Consider the following 16,969-nt stretch of genomic DNA (forward strand, 5'->3'; position numbering starts at 1 on the left):
TTCATTCGATATATCGAAGCACGCGAAAACGATATATCGAAGTGGCGGCGCCCGCAAGCGTCTGGCTGTCGCATTGCTGACTGGCTGTCGTCACGTCCTGCGCCGATGCTGCAACGCGTCTAGACACGATCGAGCTCTATAATTACGATGTAATTACTTCGACATTACGGGCCCGGCCCGGTGAGGCATCGCGATGAGTCGACAGTGGGACACTCAGGCCGAAAGCCGACGCAAGCGCTTGCAGCGTGCCGCCGCGCTGGCGCCGCAAGGCCGCGTGGTTGCCGCCAACGATGTGGTGGCGCTGCTGGAGGCGGTGATCGAGCCCGGCGACCGGGTGTGCCTGGAGGGCAACAACCAGAAGCAGGCCGATTTCCTGGCGCGCTGCCTGACCGAGGTGGACCCCACGCGCGTGCACGACCTGCACATGGTGCAGTCGGTGCTGTCGCTGGCCGCGCATCTGGACGTGTTCGAGCGCGGCATCGCCAAACGCCTGGATTTTTCGTTCTCCGGCCCGCAGGCCGCACGTCTGGCCGGCCTGGTCGGCGAAGGCCGCATCGAGATCGGTGCCATCCACACCTATCTGGAATTGTTCGGCCGCTATTTCATCGACCTGACCCCGCGCATCGCGCTGATCACCGCGCAGGCCGCCGACCGCCACGGCAATCTCTACACCGGCCCCAATACCGAAGACACGCCGGTGATTGTGGAAGCCACCGCATTCAAGGGCGGTATCGTGATCGCGCAGGTCAACGAAATTCTCGACACCTTGCCGCGCGTGGATATTCCGGCCGATTGGGTCGACTTCGTGACCGAAGCGCCCAAGCCCAATTACATCGAACCCCTGTTTACCCGCGACCCGGCGTTGATCTCGGAGATCCAGGTGCTGATGGCGATGATGGCGATCAAGGGCATCTACGCCGAGTACGGCGTGGACCGGCTCAATCACGGCATCGGCTTCGACACCGCAGCAATCGAACTGCTGCTGCCCACCTACGCGCAATCGCTGGGATTGAAAGGCAAGATCTGTCGCCACTGGGCGCTGAATCCGCATCCGGCGCTGATCCCGGCGATCGAATCGGGCTTCGTCGAATCGGTGCATTCGTTCGGCTCCGAGCTGGGCATGGAAAACTACATCGCCGCCCGCCCGGATGTGTTCTTTACCGGCGCCGACGGCAGCATGCGGTCCAACCGTGCGCTATCGCAGACGGCCGGTTTGTATGCCTGCGACATGTTCATCGGGTCTACGCTGCAGATCGATCTGCAGGGCAATAGCTCCACTGCCACGCGCGACCGCATTGCCGGCTTCGGCGGCGCGCCCAACATGGGCTCGGACGCGCGCGGCCGCCGGCATGCCAGCGCTGCCTGGCTCAAGGCCGGACGCGAAGCTGCACGGCCGGGCGAGATGCCGCGCGGGCGCAAGCTGGTGGTGCAGATGGTGGAAACCTTCCGCGAACACATGGCGCCGGCCTTCGTCGACAGGCTCGATGCCTGGGAGCTGGCCGAACGCGCCAACATGCCGCTGCCGCCGGTGATGATCTACGGCGATGACGTCAGCCATGTGCTGACCGAAGAAGGCATCGCCAACCTGTTGTTGTGCCGCACACCGGAAGAACGCGAGCAGGCGATTCGCGGGGTGTCCGGCTATACCGCCGTGGGCCTGGGGCGCGACAAGCGCATGGTCGAAAACCTGCGCGATCGGGGCGTCATCAAGCGGCCGGAAGATCTGGGCATCCGTCCGCGCGATGCCACCCGCGATCTGCTTGCCGCGCGCACGGTCAAGGATCTGGTGCGCTGGTCCGGTGGGTTGTACGACCCGCCGAAACGTTTCCGCAATTGGTAAGGGCTCAGCATGGAAACCCTGCGATATCGCTTTGACGGCCAGCACGGTGCGCGCACCGGTCTGGAGCATGCGCTGGTAGGCGTGGTCGCCTCCGGCAACCTGGAAGTGCTGGTCGAGCGGGTGCCGCTGGGCGGTGCGATGGAGATCGAAGTCCTGACCGCCGCACGCGGTTTCGGCACGATCTGGCAAGCGGTGCTGGGCGACTTCGCCGCACGCCATCCGCTGCGCGATGTGCGCATCAGCATCAACGATGTCGGCGCCACGCCGGCGGTGGTGAGCCTGCGTCTGGAGCAGGCGATCGATGTGCTGCAGGGAGCGGCCGCATGAGCCGCCGCCTTCCAGCACGCACCCGCGGCCTCGTAGGAGCGCACCCGGGCGCGACGGGCGTTCCCGGTAATGCCGCGGTCGCGCCCAGGTGCGCTCCTACGCCTGTTGTCGGGAGACCCTTATGAGCACCACCATCCCCATGGCCGAGCGCAGCTATTACGAAGCCGATGCCCGCGAGCGTATCGACGGGCTGCTGGACGCCGGCAGCTTTCGCGAATTCGTCGGCCCGCGTCGGCGCCTGGTCAGCCCGCATCTGGCGCAGCTCGACGTGCCGGGGGCCTTCGACGACGGCATCGTGGTGGGCGAGGGCAGCCTGCGTGGCCGCGCGGTGCTGATCGCTGCGCAGCAGGGCGCCTTCATGGGCGGTGGCGTCGGCGAGGTGCATGGCGCCAAGCTCACCGGCCTGCTCGAACGCGCGGCAGCCACGCATCCGGCAGCGGTGCTGTTGTTGCTCGACACCGGTGGCGTGCGTCTGCATGAAGCCAATGCCGGCCTGATCGCGATTTCCGAAGTCATGCGCGCCGTGCTGGGCGCGCGCGCGGCCGGCGTGCCGGTGTTGGCACTGATCGGTAGCGGCAATGGCGCGTTCGGCGGCATGGGCATCGTGGCGCGCTGCTGCAGCACGGTGATTATGTCCGAAGAAGGCCGCCTGTCGCTGTCCGGCCCGGACGTGATCGAAACCGTGCGTGGCGTGGAAGAGTTCGACGCGCGCGACCGCGCCCTGGTCTGGCGCGTGACCGGTGGCAAACACCGCTATCTGCTGGGCGAGGCGCAGGTGTTTGTGGCCGACCGCATCGCGGCGTTTGCCGATGCCGCGGCGAGCACCTTGGACACACTTGCAGAGCCCGACGGCGATGCAGCGCTGCACGCCCTGGAGCAGGCACATCAGCAACTGTCTGCGCGCATCGATGCGTATGGCGATTGCCGCGACGGCCTGGACATCTGGGCGCGCCAGGGCATCGCCGATCCGCAGCGGCTGCCGCTGCTGGACACCGACGCCTTCCTGGCGGCCACTGCAGATCGGAGCACACCATGGAACTGAGCCAACTGCTCGACCAGCTGTTTCCGCTAGGCCACGCCATCGCGCGCAACCACGATGTGCTTACCGGCAGCGCCACCACCGCCACCGGCGAGGTCACGGTGATCGGCACCGCCAACAGGCTGGAAGTGGGCGTGGACCACGCGCTGGCCCTGGCTGCCACCGTATTGGCCAGCACCCGTGCGCATCCGCAGCGGCCGATCGTGATGCTGGCCGATACCGCTGGGCAACGCCTCGCACGTCGCGATGAATTGCTGGGCATCAACGGCTATTTTGCGCATCTGGCGCGTGCGTTGGACCTGGCACGCCGGCGCGGCGCGCGGCTTGTCACGCTGGTCTATGGCGAAGCGGTGAGCGGCGGCTTCCTGTCGTTCGGTTTGATGGCCGATCAGATCCATGCATTGCCGGATGCGCAGGTGCGCGTGATGGATCTGCGTGCGATGTCCCGTGTCACCAAGCAATCGGTGGACACCTTGCAGGCGCTGAGCAAGAGCTCGCCGGTGTTTGCGCCGGGCGTGGAGAACTATGTGCGCATGGGCGCGGTGGACTCGCTGTGGGGCGGCGATCTGGCACAGGCGCTGCTCGGCGCATTGGCCGCTCCCGTCGATGGCGACCAGCGGCGCGCACTGGGCGCGCAGCGCGGCGGCCGCACCCTGGCGCGCGATGTCGCTGCCGCCGTGGCAGCGGGCGAGGCCTGAGCATGGCGCCGCGCCACGCCCTGGTGTGGTTGCGCGACGATGCGCATTGGCAGGCGCACACGCCTGGCGCGCAGCCGCGCTTGCAGCGCTGGTTTGCCGCAGGCCTGCCGGCGGTGGTGGCCCGTGGCGACGGGACCGAAGCGCCGGGCAGCCTGCGCCTGGGCGTGCCGTTGCCGCCCGCCGAGGGCAAGCAACGTCTGGCATTGCAGGCCAGCGTCGTGGAAATCGCACGCTGCAGCCCACCGTTGTCGTTGGATGCGGTGATCGCCCACGCACCCGGCGCGCTGCAGCCCGCGTTGCAGGCGTTGCAAGCGCACGCGCAGGCTGACGCACTGCATCCGCGCGTATTTGGCAGTTTTGCGTGGCAGGCGTTGACGGGCTTGACGTATGTGCATGTGCAATCGGATCTGGATCTGTTGTGGTCCATCGAGACGCCCGGGCAGGCGCAGGCAGTGGTTGCGCTGTTGCAGCGCTGGGAACACCGCCACGGCGTGCGCGCCGATGGCGAGTTGCTGCTTCCCGGCGACATCGCAGTGAACTGGCGCGAGTACGCCGGCAATGCACAGCAGGTGCTGGTGAAATCCGGCAACGGCTGCCGCATGTTGGCGCGGACTGCGTTGTTCCAATTGAGGAGCGCGGCATGAGCGCACACGCGCGCCATATCCGCCGTGTCGACGTGCCTGCCGCGCCGCGCGGCCTTGCGCACCGGCTCGGCCGGCTTGCCGTTGGCGCACTGCACGCGGAACTGGCCTGCGCGCCCAAGCCCGGGCTGGTGACGCCGTTCGATAGTGGCAGCCATGCCGACATGGATGCCGCAACCTTCCTGCGCAGCCTGTTCGCCTTGCGTGGCTATTTTGTCTCCATCGCGCAGGCCGGCAGCGACAACGCTCCCTTCGCACGCCTGCGCGATCTGGGCATCGCGGCCGAGGCGGCGATGCTGCGCGCCACCGGCGGCATCAATACCCACCGCGGCGCGATCTTCAGCCTCGGCCTGCTTACCGCACAGGCCGCACGCCTGCGCGTGGCGCACGGCCACCGGCCATCTGCCGAGGCGGTCTGCAACGGTGTGCAGGTGTGGAGCGCGGCGTTGCGCGCGGCGCCGCTGGACTCGCGCAGCAATGGCCAGCGCGTGCGTGCGCAGTACCAGGTTGGCGGCGTCCGCGAACAGGCCGCAGCGGGCTACCCGCTACTGCGCGAGATCGCGCTGCCGCATCTGCGCGCCGCGTTGGACAGCGGCGCCACGCAGGACGCTGCGCTTGCGCAGACCTTGATGCAGCTGGTTGCGCACGTCGACGACCTCAATCTGCTGCATCGTGGCGGCGCAGACGGTCTGGCATATGCCAAGGCGCAGGCGCGCAGCTTTCTCGCTGACGGCGGTATCGCGCAACCGGGCTGGCGCGATCGGCTGTCGTCGATCGGCAGGCACTTCGTGGCGCGTCGCCTCAGCCCCGGCGGCAGTGCGGACCTGCTGGCGTGTGCGTGGTTCCTGCATCGTCAGGAGACGGTATGAGCAGTCGCCTGCCCTTCGCCGCCGCACAAGCGCGCTTGTGCACGCTGCACGCTTTCGCGTCATGTCGCACAGACGCCGCCGCTTGCTTGCACCACGCGCCGGGCAACATCGCCGGCAGCGCACGTGCGCGTCGTCATCGCGGTCGTGTGACAGCATGCAGATGGCGCACAGCATGACCCTGGCCATCCTCTGCCCGGGCCAGGGTGGCCAGCACGCCGACATGTTCGCGCGGATTGCCGATGCGCCCGCCGCCGCCGCGGTGTTCGCTGCAGCAGGTCAGGTGCTTGGCGGCGCGCCGCAAACCCTTGCCGCAGACCCTGGCCGTTACGCCAATGCCGTCGCCCAGCCGCTGGTATGCGCAGGCACCCTGGCCCAGTGGCAGGTGCTGCGCGCGCATCTGCCGACACCGCTGCTGGTGCTGGGTTACAGCGTCGGCGAGCTGGCTGCGCACGCAGTGGCCGGCAGCATCGATATCCAGACCTGTCTGCAGCTCGCGGCCACCCGCGCGCGCGCGATGGATGCGGCCAGCCCCGACGATGCCGGGTTGATGGCCGTGACCGGCCTGTCGCTGCCCACGCTGGATTCCCTATGCAAGACGCATGGTGCAGCAGTGGCCATCATCAACGGCGACGACCACGCCGTGCTTGGTGGGCCGCGCGCCGCCTTGCAGGCGCTGGGCGACGAGGCGCAGGCGCGCGGCGCACGCGTCAGCGTGCTGCCGGTCAGCGTGCCTGCGCATACGCCGTGGCTACGCGCAGCGGCCGATGCCTTCGCCACAGCGCTAACCAAGGCGGCGATTCGCGCGCCGACGGTGCGCGTACTGGCCGGCATCGATGCGCGAGCTGTCGCCACGCCGCCGCAGGTGATCGACAGCCTGGCCGCGCAGATCGCGCAGACCGTGCGCTGGCACGACGTGCTGGTGCAGGCCGCCGAACGCGGTGCGCGCGTGTTTCTCGAACTCGGCCCCGGCAGCGCGCTGGCGCGCATGGCGCGCGAGATCCTGCCGGGCTGCCAAGCGCGGTCGGTCGACGATTTCCATAGCACCCAAGGCGTTGTGGAGTGGGTCAATGCCGCATGCGAACGCGCGGCATGACCACCAGGTAGGTGTCGTACACGGCGTGACCCTTGGGTGGCGGGTGGCCATCCGTGCTGTACGCGTATCAGGTGTCTGGGAGGGCGCATGACCCCGCAAATTGCAACGATTCTTGGCTTGGTACTCATGTTCATCGTGGCCACCGCATTGCCCATCAACATGGGTGCAGTGGCCTTCGCGCTGGCGTTCATCGTCGGTGGCGTGTGGGTGGGGCTGGATGGCAAGGAAGTGCTGGCCGGCTTTCCCGGCGACCTGTTCCTGACCCTGGTCGGCATCACCTATCTGTTCGCCATCGCGCAGAAGAACGGCACGATCGATCTATTGGTGCATTGGGCGGTGCGCGCGGTGCGCGGGCGCATCGTGGCGATCCCGTGGGTGATGTTCGTCATCACCGGCCTGCTTACCGCCTTCGGTGCACTGGGGCCGGCGGCCGTGGCCATCATTGGCCCGGTGGCGCTGCGCTTTGCCAAGCAGTACCGCATCAATCCGCTGATGATGGGCCTGCTGGTGATCCATGGCGCGCAGGGCGGCGGCTTTTCGCCGATCAGCGTGTACGGCGGCATCACCAACAAGGTGGTCGAAAAAGCCGGGCTGGACGTCACCGAGATGGCGGTATTTCTCACCAGCCTGGGTTTCAATCTGATGATGGCGATCATCTGTTTCTGCGCCTTCGGCGGGCTCAAGCTGATGCGGCGGCAGGAAGTGTCGCTGGCCGATGCGCAGTACGTGCCGGTCAGTGGCGATCAGGCATCGCCGCGTCGCTTTGCCATCGAAGGCCACGGAGCGCTAGTGGCGGCCGGCGGCGGCACCTTGTCCACCGACCCGCTGGCGCTGGAGGCGGTGTCCATCACCCGCGACCGCGTGATCACGCTGATCGGCCTGCTGGGCCTGGGCGTGGCGGCGCTGGTCTACAACCTCAACGTCGGCCTGGTGTCGATCACCGTGGCCGTGGCGTTGGCATTGATCTCGCCGAATGCGCAGAAGGGCGCAGTGGATGGCATCAGCTGGTCCACGGTGCTGTTGATCAGCGGCGTGGTCACCTATGTGGCGGTGCTGGAAAAGGCCGGCGCGGTGGACTACATCGGTACCGGCGTGTCGCACATCGGCATGCCGTTGTTGGGCGCGTTGCTGGTGTGCTACGTGGGCGGCATCGTGTCCGCGTTCGCCTCGTCGGCGGCGGTGCTCGGCGCCACCATTCCGCTGGCCGTGCCGTTCCTGATGCAGGGCCAGCTGGGTGCGGCCGGGGTGATCTGCGCGCTTGCGGTGTCGTCCACCATCGTCGATGTCAGCCCGTTTTCCACCAATGGCGCGCTGGTGGTGGCTTCGGCGGCCAAGGAAGAGCGCGACGGGCTGTTCCGCCGGTTTCTGGTCTATAGCGGGCTGGTGGTGTTGTTGGGGCCGCTGGCGGCGTGGCTGCTGTTCGTGGTGCCGGGTTGGCTGTGAGATTGCCGCCGGTGGGCAGGGTCGGCGGGCGCGCCCGTAGAATGGGCGCCCCCGATCCGCTGCCGACGACCTGCCCGCCATGACCCTCGCCCCTGATTCGCGCAACGCCAAGAAGCGCGTACCGCTGTACGAGGAAGTGGCCGAGCGCCTACGCCAGAAGATCTACGACTACGCGCTGCCGCCGGGCGAATGGATCGACGAGCCGGCACTGGCCGAAGAACTGGGCATCAGCCGTACGCCGCTGCGCGAAAGTCTCAAGCTGCTCGCGGCCGAGGGCCTGGTGCAACTGGATGCAGGCCGCGGCAGCCGGGTCACGCGGCTGACGCTGGAAGATCTCAATCAGTTGTTCCCGGTGATGGCGATGCTGGAAGGCCGCTGCGCGCATGACGCGGTCAAGCGCATCGATGCGGCCGGTGTGCAGCGCCTGGAAGAGTTGCATGCGGCGATGGAGGCGGCTGCCGCTTCAGGCGATCTGGCCGAGTATTACCGCAACAACTATCTGATCCACGAGACCGTGCAGCAGTACGCAGGCAATCCGTGGTTGATCCGGGTCACCCACGATCTGCATCGCATCTTGAAGATGCACCGTGGCCGGCAGTTGCTGACGCCGGGGCGGATGGCGCAGTCGCTGGCCGAGCACCGGCAGTTGATGGACTGCGTGCGACGCGGCGATGCCGAAGGGGCCGAGCGCACCATGCACGGACATCTGTTGAGCCAGGGCCAGGCGCTGGCGGCCTACGTGGCGGCGGGCGGGATGTTGAACGTGCCGGCGCCATTGCCGCGGTCGGGCGGGGTATAGACATCCGCGCGTAGTTTCGGAAGGTCATGCGGCGCACGTCGCAGTGTTCAAGGGTGTCCCTCCGTGCCACGCGCGCCATGCGCGGCACGGCGCCAGACTCGCTGAGTGCAGTTCCTTCTCCCTCCGGGAGAAGGTGCCCGAAGGGCGGATGAGGGTACGGTTACCAGGGATTTCCAACAGATGCACCTGTTGGCCCTGAGGAAATTTCAAGCGCAGCGTTCAAGCGTCAGTGCTTAAACCACAACGCCAAAGCTACAGCGCTTAGGCCACGGCAAAGTCAAACGCTTCCGCACCCTTCAGGCGGGTGACTCTTGAACAACAGCAAGAACAACAGCGCTGAACACAGCATCCGCTCACTACGCAAACACCAACATCAGCGAGCGCCAGAGCCGGGCCAGGAAGGGGGTGCCAGTGCCAATGACCGGCCGTCGCTCAGTGCGGACCCTGCCTACGGCTCCGTCGTCAAAAGCAGGTACCCCAATCGCGGCTAGGCGTGGCCGCAGCTAGCGCACCCCCAGTGCCAGCAGCTCTTCCACGCGCTCGATCAGCTGCGCCCCCGCCAATCCCGCAAACACGTCCGGATGCGCATAGCCCCAGGCCACCGCGGCGAACGGCAATCCCACCACCTGGGCCGCTTCCCAGTCAGCGACCTGGTCGCCCACGTAGACCGCCTGCGCCGGGGTGTGCGAGGTCGCACGCAAGACGCGTCGCAGCGCCCGCTGTTTTCCCAGCAGATGCGCGCCGCCCTCGATGACGGCGAACTTCGTGCCCAGTTCCTCGCCCAGCGCGCGTTGCACGTTGTCCACCGAGTTGGACGACACCACCGCCAGGCGCGTGCCGCCGGCGTGCAGCGCGCTCACGGTTTGCGCAATGCCGGGAAAGAGCGCGGCCGGTGGCGCAGAGCGCATCAGGCGGATGAAGTCGGCCGCCACCAGCGGCACCCGCCAGGCGGGCAATCCCGATTGTTTGAGCAGCGCGCGCGTGGTCAGCCGGCGCGCGGCGTCCACTTCATGCGCTTGCGCTGCGCGAAAGCCGTGCCGCGCGGCCAATGCGCGCTGCGTGCTCAAAAAGAAGCCGAACGAATCGGCCAGGGTGCCGTCGAAATCGAAAATGATCAGTGCAGGCATTGCGACGCAACGAGCAGGGCGTCATAGCCTAACCAAGCACGCCCACATGCCGCACGCACACACGTCCCCACGTGTGCGCGCAGGCGATGCGGCTCTAGGCTTCGGCGAAATGCGACACGATGGGCGCATCGCTGTGCGCGCTTTGTTCGATGACCTTGCGCTGCATTGCGGCCAGGTAGGCGTCCAGCTCTTCGGTGGAGGCGAACACATCGCTCAGCGGCACCGCCTTGACCATGTCGAACACCTTGCGGATCTGCGGCTGCGGGTTGGCCACCAGCACCTTGCCCTGACGTGTGGCCAGCGCCTTGCGCGCCTTGAAGATGCAGCGGATGCCGGCGCTGGAGATGTATTCCAGCGCGGACAGGTCCAGCACCAGCGTGGTGATCAAGGTGCCCAGCAGCGGCGACAGCGCCGCGTCCAGGTCCTGGTAGGTGTGGGTGTCCAGCCGCCCGGTCAGGATGACGCGTTGGCGGGTGTCTTGCGGCGGGTCGATCTGGATGGCGAGCGTGGTCATGACAAAGCCTCGGGGACAGGGGCGTACGGGTGCAGCAGGGTGACGCGCACGATGTTGTATGCACCATCGCGGCGGTAGTCGATGTGATCGGCGAACTGATGCACCAGAAACAAGCCCAAACCGCCGATCTGGCGATCGTCGAGCTCGCTTGTCACATCGGGCATTGGCGCAGCGCACGGGTCGAACGCAGTGCCGGGGTCGTGCATTTCCAATACCAGCGCCTGCGGGTCCAGTTGCAGTTGCAGGCGCAGCGGCTGTTCGGTGCATTGCCCGTGGGTGAGTGCATTGCAGCCCAGCTCTTCCACGATCAGCCGGATCTGGCCGATACGTTCGGCGTGCAGGCCCTCGCGGGTGAGCGAGTCTTCCAGCGCGTCGTTGGCGCCGGCCAGCTGGGCCAGCGACGGTGCAATGGCCAGATCGAACTTCATGGGCTGGTTGCCTTTCCGGGGACGCCCCGGCCGGTCTCTGCGACCCGTCCAGCATGCTCCTGACGCAGCCGGATCGCCAGCAGGGTGATGTCGTCGTATGGCTCGGCGTTGCCGGTAAAGCGCGCGATGTTGGCGATCACTGCCTTGCACTGCGCCGCGGCACTACGGCGCGGGTGCAGCGTGGCGAGCAGCCGCTTCAGCCCGTAGCTGGCGCCGTGCTCGTCCATCGCCTCGGTCACCCCGTCGGTGTACCCCAACAAGGTCTGCCCAGCGGTCATCCGGCCCTGCAGCACCGGGAACGATGCCTGCGGTTCGATCCCCAGCGGCGGGCCGGTTTCCAGCGCCAGCGCAGATGCCTTGCCGTCGATGTCGATCAGCAACGGTGGCTCGTGCCCGGCGCTGGCCAGCCAGTAGTCGCCGCTCACCACATTGATCAGCCCGCACAGCACGGTGGCGAACATGCAGGTGTCGTTGTTCTCGGCCAGTCGCGTGGAGGCGGCGATCAGGATGCCGTCCGGGCGCGTGTGCCGGCGCGCGGCGATTTCCAGCACGCTGACCGCGCGCGCCATGAACAACGCCGCCGGCACGCCCTTGTCGGACACATCGCCGACCACGAACCACAGCAGCCCCGGCTCGGTTTCGACGAAGTGGTAGAAGTCGCCGCCCACCGCCTTGGCCGGCTCCAGCCAGGCGCAGGTTTCCAGATGCGAACTCGCACGGTCGAAGGTGCGCCCGGAGGGCAGCATCGCCTGCTGGATCTCGCGCGCAATCTGCAGCTCGCTGTGCATGCGTTCGCGTGCGGCGGTCATCTCGCCGATCTCGGCGATATGGTGGCGGATCGCATCGCGTGCGCTGTCGAAGGCGCGCGCCATCACGCCCACTTCGTCATTGCGCTCGATGTGCCGTAACGGGTACTCGAATTCGCCACGACGGAAGTGCTCGGCGGTGTCGGTCAATTCCTCGATCGGCCGCGTCAACTTGCGCGTGATCCCCACCATCAGCCACCACCACACGCCCGCGCCCACCAAGGCCGCCGCAGCCACCCATGCCGCCAGCCAGTTCAGGCCAGACAGCACATAGCCTTCCGAGGCCGACAGCACAAACGTCCAGCCGCTGTGCCCAACTGCCGCGCTATGGGTCAAAAAGCGCTCGCCGTCGGGCGCAGTGTGCGAGAACGAGATCGGCTGGCCGGCCGCCATCGCACGCTGCAACGGTGCCAGATCCGGCCGCGAACGCGCCACATAGCGATCGAGCGTGGTGTGCAGATCCAGCGCCGGATCCGGGCTGAACACCAGCATGCCTTCCGGCGACAACAGCATCGGCCGGATACCGATATCGCGCGGCAACTGGTCGATGATCTCGCGCAGATGCCGCAACGGCAGATCCGCACTCACCATACCCACCGGCGGCGCATCCGGCGCATCGCCCGGCCGCCGTAGCGGCAGGTTGTAACTGGTGTACAGCTCGTTGCCGCCATTGGTGTTGAGGTACGGCTCGGACCACCACGCGCGGCCTTCGCGCTGGGTGCGCAGGTACCACGGCATCGCGCGATAGTCGTAGCCCAGTTCCGCCACCGACTTTTCGACGGTGCGCGTGCCGTTGCGATGCACGTACCAGACAAACCCGGTATCGCCGGCTTTTTGCGTTCGCGGTTCGATGATCAGGCGCGCCGCACCGATATCCGGGTCGCCACTGAGCGTGGCCAGCAACAACGCGCGCAGGTTGAACGGCTGCAGCCCTACCGCGCCGCTGCTGGCCGCCAGCGTGCGCCCGCTCACCTGCACCGAATCCAGCATCGCCGCCAGGCTGCGCGCGGTCTGCTCGGTCAAGCCGTCCACTTCCACGCGCGCCGCTTCCACCAGTTCCGCGCGCGCGCCCAGGTAGAACACCGTGCCCAGCACGCTCAGCAACACCACCAGTACCGCGGTGGCGGCGAGCAATACGCGCATGCGCAGGCTATGCCGCCAATGCACGCGCGGGGTGACAGCCACGCTGTCGGCGGGCGATGTGAGAACCGTGGCGATAACACGCTCCCCTGGCGGATAGCGCCGATCATCGCAGTTTTCCCGCCGGCGACAACTGCCCGATGCCCGCTCACGGCGGCCTCATCCTCAGCTCCCGTAAATTGACCCTACCAGCTCGAGCGAACTAGCCTGAGCCCCCTATCGCCATGGAGGCCGGCCTTGCGCCTGATTCTCACACCGAGCCTGCTGGCCCTACTGCTTACGGCCTGTAACGCCCCGGAGACCAGCATGACCCAGACCCTTTCCCCCGCAACCGAGGCCACCGCAGAAGCCGACGTGGAGGCAGGCGGCCGCGGCCTTGCCAAGCTGAATCCCAGCCCGCGCAAGGCCTACGCGTTGACGCTCACCTTGGATAAGGCGCCAGGTCCGTTTGCGGCAGTGAATGGGTATGCACAGTACGACGTCAGCAACGACAGCGAATGCGGCCAGATTCATCCGCAAACAGGCGTTGGACAGCGCATCACGAGCAGCGAGCCGGTGGTGCTGAAGAAAGTCTCCGAGCAGCAATATCAAGGCGTCATCCACCTCGATCTCATGCTGGATGAAGATTATTACGGCCGCGGGGTATGCCACTGGAAAATGACCGGCACGCGGGTTGCTTTGAAGGCCAGTGGAAAAAAAGAGGAAACCGCTTTTTTGCCATTCATTGAGACCAAGGATGTCATTGCTGGCAAACCGGTCACCCTGTACTTCTGGAAGGGCGGTTATCCCAAGGAAGAGATCGAAGACTATGCCGACAACGGATTGCCATCGGCGCAGGACTTCAAGCCGGAACTGCGCGATCAACTGTTCTCGCTGACGCTTGTCGCCAAAGAGATTTCGCCGTGAAACCTACCTCGCAGCAGTACGCCATTCTTTCAAACGAGGGCTACGTTGATCACAAGGTCGGTAAGCGTGGCCCTGCCGACCGTGAGCGAGTGGATGTTGGCGGCGAGAGTTACGAAATTCTGGAGCACGTCAACAATCGAAAAACGGGCTATCAGGGGACGATCTACCAGCGCGTTAGCGGCGGAGATATCGTCGTCGCGCACCGGGGCACCGAGGAAATCCTTCGTGACGCGGTGCAGGCGGATGGCTCCATGGTGCTTGAGCGCATCAATCCACAAGCGGAAGATGCGATAGCCCTGACAAAAAGTGCACTTGGCTATGCAGCCAAGCAGGAACAGCGTACCGGGCACGCTCCCGAGGTCAGCGTGACTGGTCACTCCCTAGGCGGAGCGCTTGCGCAGGTAAGCGCGCACCACTTCGATCTGAAAGGGGAAACCTTCAACGCCTACGGCGCAGCGAGCCTGGCGTATCGCATTCCGGAAGGCGGTACTAGCGTCGTCAACCACGTCATGGCCGCCGATCCTGTGAGCGCAGCCTCTCCGCATTATGGAGAAGTGCGCGTTTATGCCAGGCCCAACGAGATCGCAACGCTCGGCGCCCTGGGCTACAGCAACAGCAGAGTGAACTTCCTGATTCCCGATTCACCTGTGGCCTCTGCTGTCAGTTCGCTGGGTTCGCATACCATCAAGAACTTCTTGGACGAGCGATCTCCGCTCAATGACCCGCGAGCGCGTCAGCTCGCGGATCAAAACAAGAGAATGATCGACGAGTACCGATCCGACCTGGACGAGATCCGGACCGGGATCACCTTGTTGAGCCGCGGGCCGAAGGGGCTGGGCCAGGATGCCATCGACGCCATCCGCGGCCCGCTCGCTCCTGGCGAGCCGGCCAAGCGCGACGCGCGCGAGCATGGCAATGACCACACCTCGTTGCGCATCGATCAACCTGGGCACGTGGGCAACCCCTTGTTCCAGGATGCGCAACGTGGCGTGCATGCGCAGGATGCGCGTGCCGGGCGCAGCCCCGATCACCAGAGTGCGCAGTTGTCCGGCTCGCTGGCCTCGGAGATGCACGCTGCCGGTGGCCAGCGCATCGACGCGGTGATGATGAGCCCGGATGCCGCACGGACCTTCGCGGTACAGGGCCGCGTGGATGATCCGGCGCAGCTGCGCGTCAGCGTCGACACCGTGAGCGCCATGAACACGCCGCTCGAGCAGAGCAGCCAGCGCGTGGCCGACAACGCCGCACGTCAGTCGGTAGCGTTGGAACAGCAGCAGGCGCAGACCCAGCAACAACAGCAGGGCGCACGCGCGCTGGGTTGAGTGCGCGCATGCCGGCGTGGCGTTGCGCAGCCTAAAAATCGGCTGTGCAGCTGTCAGGCGGACGCCGCTGCTGCCCGGCATCGGCATGGATCACGCGTGCACCGCGGTTCTGGGCGCGCCGTCCGCACCACCGGATGGCCTTTCGCGACGTGCTGTTGGTAATTTTTGATGGTGAATGCGCCCGCCCCGCAGGCCTGATGCGACGACGCTTCGATCTGCCAACTGCGCCATCGAATGGTGCACAGAAAAAATGCCGGCGTGTCCGGCGTTTTTCGTTCGGTCGCTACCCATTTACGGGCGCAAGCTTGTCGAGCGCACCAAGCGGGCAGGGCGTCAAAAACGCGGATCGCTCTCCCTCGTCAGGCTACTGTTGCCGGGCTGACATCGCCCATCTTGCCGCGTGGCGCCGCTGACGGTCATCGCGCCATAGGGCGCCATTCCAGAGTCAGCCATGAGCCGCAGCCGATGCACGCGGCGAGCGTGCGGCAGTGGTGTGTGCTGCCAGCAACGCAACGCGGTGCCGGGAAGCCTGCAGCGTGTTGCCGCATGGCATCGCAGCAAGCAGGATGCTGGTGCTGTCGCCAACAATCGACCATGCCGGTCGCCACAGCGACGGATCGCCAGTCACACACCCGCTGCGCACTCCCGTGCCGTTTTTCTGTTGCACCCGCACAACAATGCGTTGGCGAAAATAGCGCCAGTTCGCTGGCGCAAGCGTTTTGCGGCCGCGAACTATGCCGCAATCGCGCAACAGCTATAGCGAGCGCGACCGCATTGCGCTGCCGTGCTGGAATCGCCCCCGTTTCGCGGCGTGCCTGGCCGTCGCGCGCATCGCCCGCATCGCTCCACCGCGCGGCGGGTTCGGGGGGATCAGGCAGGGCGCCACCTGGCGCGACATCCATCGATCAAGGGAGAGGGTTTCATGCGCATTTTTCGTACCGGGTACAGCCGTTTGCTACTGGTGCTGTTGCTGGGGCTTGTCAGTTCCGGTGCCGGCGCGCAAGGCATCGCCAAGGGCGCCGATGTCAGCTGGCTCAACCAGCAGGCTGCAGCCAACCCGCCGCAGGTGTTTCGCGATGCGGCAGGCAAGACCACCGACTTCATCAAGCTGTTCAAGGACGTGGGTGGCAACGCCATCCGCCTGCGCGTGTGGGTCAACCCCTCCGGCGGCTGGAACGACGGCCGCGACACGCTCGACAAGGCCAAGCGCGCCGCCGCGCAGGGCATGCGCATCATGATCGACTTCCATTACAGCGACACCTGGGCAGACCCTGACGATCAGCACCGCCCGGCGGCCTGGGCCGGCCACTCCGTTGCCCAGCTCAACACCGATATCTACAGCCACACCCAGGGCATCCTCAAGTACCTCAAGGACAACGGCATCACCGTCAGCTGGGTGCAGGTGGGCAACGAGATCAACGCCGGCATGTTCTGCGACAAGTGCACGCAGCCGGTGAACTTCGCCAACGTGGCGCAGTTCATCAACAGCGGCTACAACGCCACCAAGGCGGTGTACCCCAACGCCAAGGTCATCGTGCATCTGGCCAACGGCTACGACAACGCCAACTTCCGCTGGTTCTTCGACAGCCTGCGCTCGGCCGGCGGCAAGTGGGACGTCATCGGCATGTCGCATTACCCCAAGGCCAGCAGCTGGCAGCAAACCAACGGGCAGCTGGACACCAACATGCGCGACATGATCAGCCGCTACGGCAGCGACGTGATCGTGGCCGAGGTCGGCATGGACTGGCAGCAGGCCGCCACCACCCGCGCCATGCTCACCAACCTGCTCAGCCGCAGCAACGCCATCGGCTCGCGCGTGCTCGGCGTGTTCTATTGGGAACCCAACGCCTACCCGGGCTGGCAGGGCTACACCTTGGGCGCAGTCAACAACAACGGCCAGCTGACCGAAGCGCTGCAGGCGTTCTGACCAACCCGCCACCCCGTAGGAGCGCACCCGGGCGCGACAGGGCGTTACCG

16 protein-coding genes and 1 other RNA gene are annotated in these 16,969 nt (G+C 66.3%); 13 read left to right on the forward strand and 4 right to left on the reverse strand.

The genetic code is table 11. From position 1 onward, the window contains the following. Positions 1-193: 193 nt before the first annotated feature. From mdcA to FHY19_RS17555, 9 genes are all read left to right on the forward strand, one after another. Complete coding sequence (gene mdcA, locus FHY19_RS17515; RefSeq protein WP_259155625.1) at positions 194-1,840, forward strand: malonate decarboxylase subunit alpha; 1,647 nt, start codon at positions 194-196, stop codon at positions 1,838-1,840. Between the two features lie 9 nt (positions 1,841-1,849). Continuing rightward, complete coding sequence (mdcC, locus tag FHY19_RS17520) at positions 1,850-2,167, forward strand: malonate decarboxylase acyl carrier protein (protein WP_259167479.1); 318 nt, start codon at positions 1,850-1,852, stop codon at positions 2,165-2,167. A gap of 139 nt (positions 2,168-2,306) precedes the next feature. Continuing rightward, on the forward strand, positions 2,307-3,209 hold the full coding sequence (locus FHY19_RS17525) for a biotin-independent malonate decarboxylase subunit beta (protein ID WP_259167712.1): 903 nt from the start codon (positions 2,307-2,309) through the stop codon (positions 3,207-3,209). After that, positions 3,200-3,904, forward strand: a complete 705-nt coding sequence (mdcE, locus tag FHY19_RS17530; protein ID WP_259167483.1) for a biotin-independent malonate decarboxylase subunit gamma — start codon at positions 3,200-3,202, stop codon at positions 3,902-3,904. Before FHY19_RS17525 ends, mdcE begins: the two co-directional genes overlap by 10 nt. Before the next feature lie 2 nt (positions 3,905-3,906). After that, the gene (gene mdcG, locus FHY19_RS17535) at positions 3,907-4,548 is read left to right on the forward strand and encodes a malonate decarboxylase holo-[acyl-carrier-protein] synthase (protein WP_259167486.1); all 642 of its coding nucleotides are present in this window, start codon (positions 3,907-3,909) and stop codon (positions 4,546-4,548) included. After that, the gene (gene mdcB / locus FHY19_RS17540; RefSeq protein WP_259167488.1) at positions 4,545-5,414 is read left to right on the forward strand and encodes a triphosphoribosyl-dephospho-CoA synthase MdcB; all 870 of its coding nucleotides are present in this window, start codon (positions 4,545-4,547) and stop codon (positions 5,412-5,414) included. Before mdcG ends, mdcB begins: the two co-directional genes overlap by 4 nt. 172 nt (positions 5,415-5,586) lie before the next feature. After that, positions 5,587-6,507: a malonate decarboxylase subunit epsilon gene (gene mdcH, locus FHY19_RS17545; protein ID WP_259167489.1), complete on the forward strand. Its 921-nt coding sequence runs from the start codon at positions 5,587-5,589 to the stop codon at positions 6,505-6,507. 87 nt (positions 6,508-6,594) lie between these two features. Continuing rightward, the gene (locus FHY19_RS17550) at positions 6,595-7,950 is read left to right on the forward strand and encodes an SLC13 family permease (RefSeq protein ID WP_259167490.1); all 1,356 of its coding nucleotides are present in this window, start codon (positions 6,595-6,597) and stop codon (positions 7,948-7,950) included. Positions 7,951-8,029: 79 nt separating this feature from the next. Further along, positions 8,030-8,749 (forward strand): GntR family transcriptional regulator, encoded by a 720-nt coding sequence (locus tag FHY19_RS17555; RefSeq protein WP_259167491.1) that lies wholly within the window; start codon positions 8,030-8,032, stop codon positions 8,747-8,749. A gap of 503 nt (positions 8,750-9,252) precedes the next feature. Here the strand turns inward: FHY19_RS17555 and FHY19_RS17560 are convergent. From FHY19_RS17560 to FHY19_RS17575, 4 genes are all read right to left on the reverse strand, one after another. Continuing rightward, the gene (locus FHY19_RS17560; RefSeq protein ID WP_259167492.1) at positions 9,253-9,876 is read right to left on the reverse strand and encodes an HAD hydrolase-like protein; all 624 of its coding nucleotides are present in this window, start codon (positions 9,874-9,876) and stop codon (positions 9,253-9,255) included. A gap of 94 nt (positions 9,877-9,970) precedes the next feature. Then, entirely contained in the window at positions 9,971-10,390 is a 420-nt protein-coding gene (locus tag FHY19_RS17565; protein ID WP_259155577.1) for an STAS domain-containing protein, read from the reverse strand. Continuing rightward, positions 10,387-10,818 (reverse strand): ATP-binding protein, encoded by a 432-nt coding sequence (locus FHY19_RS17570; protein WP_259167493.1) that lies wholly within the window; start codon positions 10,816-10,818, stop codon positions 10,387-10,389. The genes FHY19_RS17565 and FHY19_RS17570 overlap by 4 nt, the downstream gene beginning before the upstream one ends. Further along, positions 10,815-12,767 carry a SpoIIE family protein phosphatase gene (locus tag FHY19_RS17575; protein ID WP_276580901.1) on the reverse strand — a complete coding sequence of 651 codons (1,953 nt, stop codon included), beginning with the start codon at positions 12,765-12,767 and terminating at the stop codon, positions 10,815-10,817. Before FHY19_RS17575 ends, FHY19_RS17570 begins: the two co-directional genes overlap by 4 nt. A gap of 303 nt (positions 12,768-13,070) precedes the next feature. Between FHY19_RS17575 and FHY19_RS17580 the strand changes: the two genes are divergently transcribed. The 4 genes from FHY19_RS17580 to FHY19_RS17595 all read left to right on the forward strand — a co-directional run bounded on the left by FHY19_RS17580 (position 13,071) and on the right by FHY19_RS17595 (position 16,919). Continuing rightward, complete coding sequence (locus tag FHY19_RS17580; RefSeq protein WP_259155552.1) at positions 13,071-13,670, forward strand: hypothetical protein; 600 nt, start codon at positions 13,071-13,073, stop codon at positions 13,668-13,670. Beyond that, on the forward strand, positions 13,667-14,992 hold the full coding sequence (locus tag FHY19_RS17585) for an XVIPCD domain-containing protein (RefSeq protein WP_259167494.1): 1,326 nt from the start codon (positions 13,667-13,669) through the stop codon (positions 14,990-14,992). The genes FHY19_RS17580 and FHY19_RS17585 overlap by 4 nt, the downstream gene beginning before the upstream one ends. Positions 14,993-15,077: 85 nt before the next feature. Beyond that, positions 15,078-15,153, forward strand: a non-coding RNA gene (locus FHY19_RS17590) — sX9 sRNA. A gap of 761 nt (positions 15,154-15,914) precedes the next feature. After that, on the forward strand, positions 15,915-16,919 hold the full coding sequence (locus FHY19_RS17595) for an arabinogalactan endo-1,4-beta-galactosidase (protein WP_259167495.1): 1,005 nt from the start codon (positions 15,915-15,917) through the stop codon (positions 16,917-16,919). Positions 16,920-16,969: the final 50 nt, after the last annotated feature.

Source organism: Xanthomonas sp. 4461 (assembly GCF_024806475.1).
Taxonomy (GTDB): domain Bacteria; phylum Pseudomonadota; class Gammaproteobacteria; order Xanthomonadales; family Xanthomonadaceae; genus Xanthomonas; species Xanthomonas arboricola_F.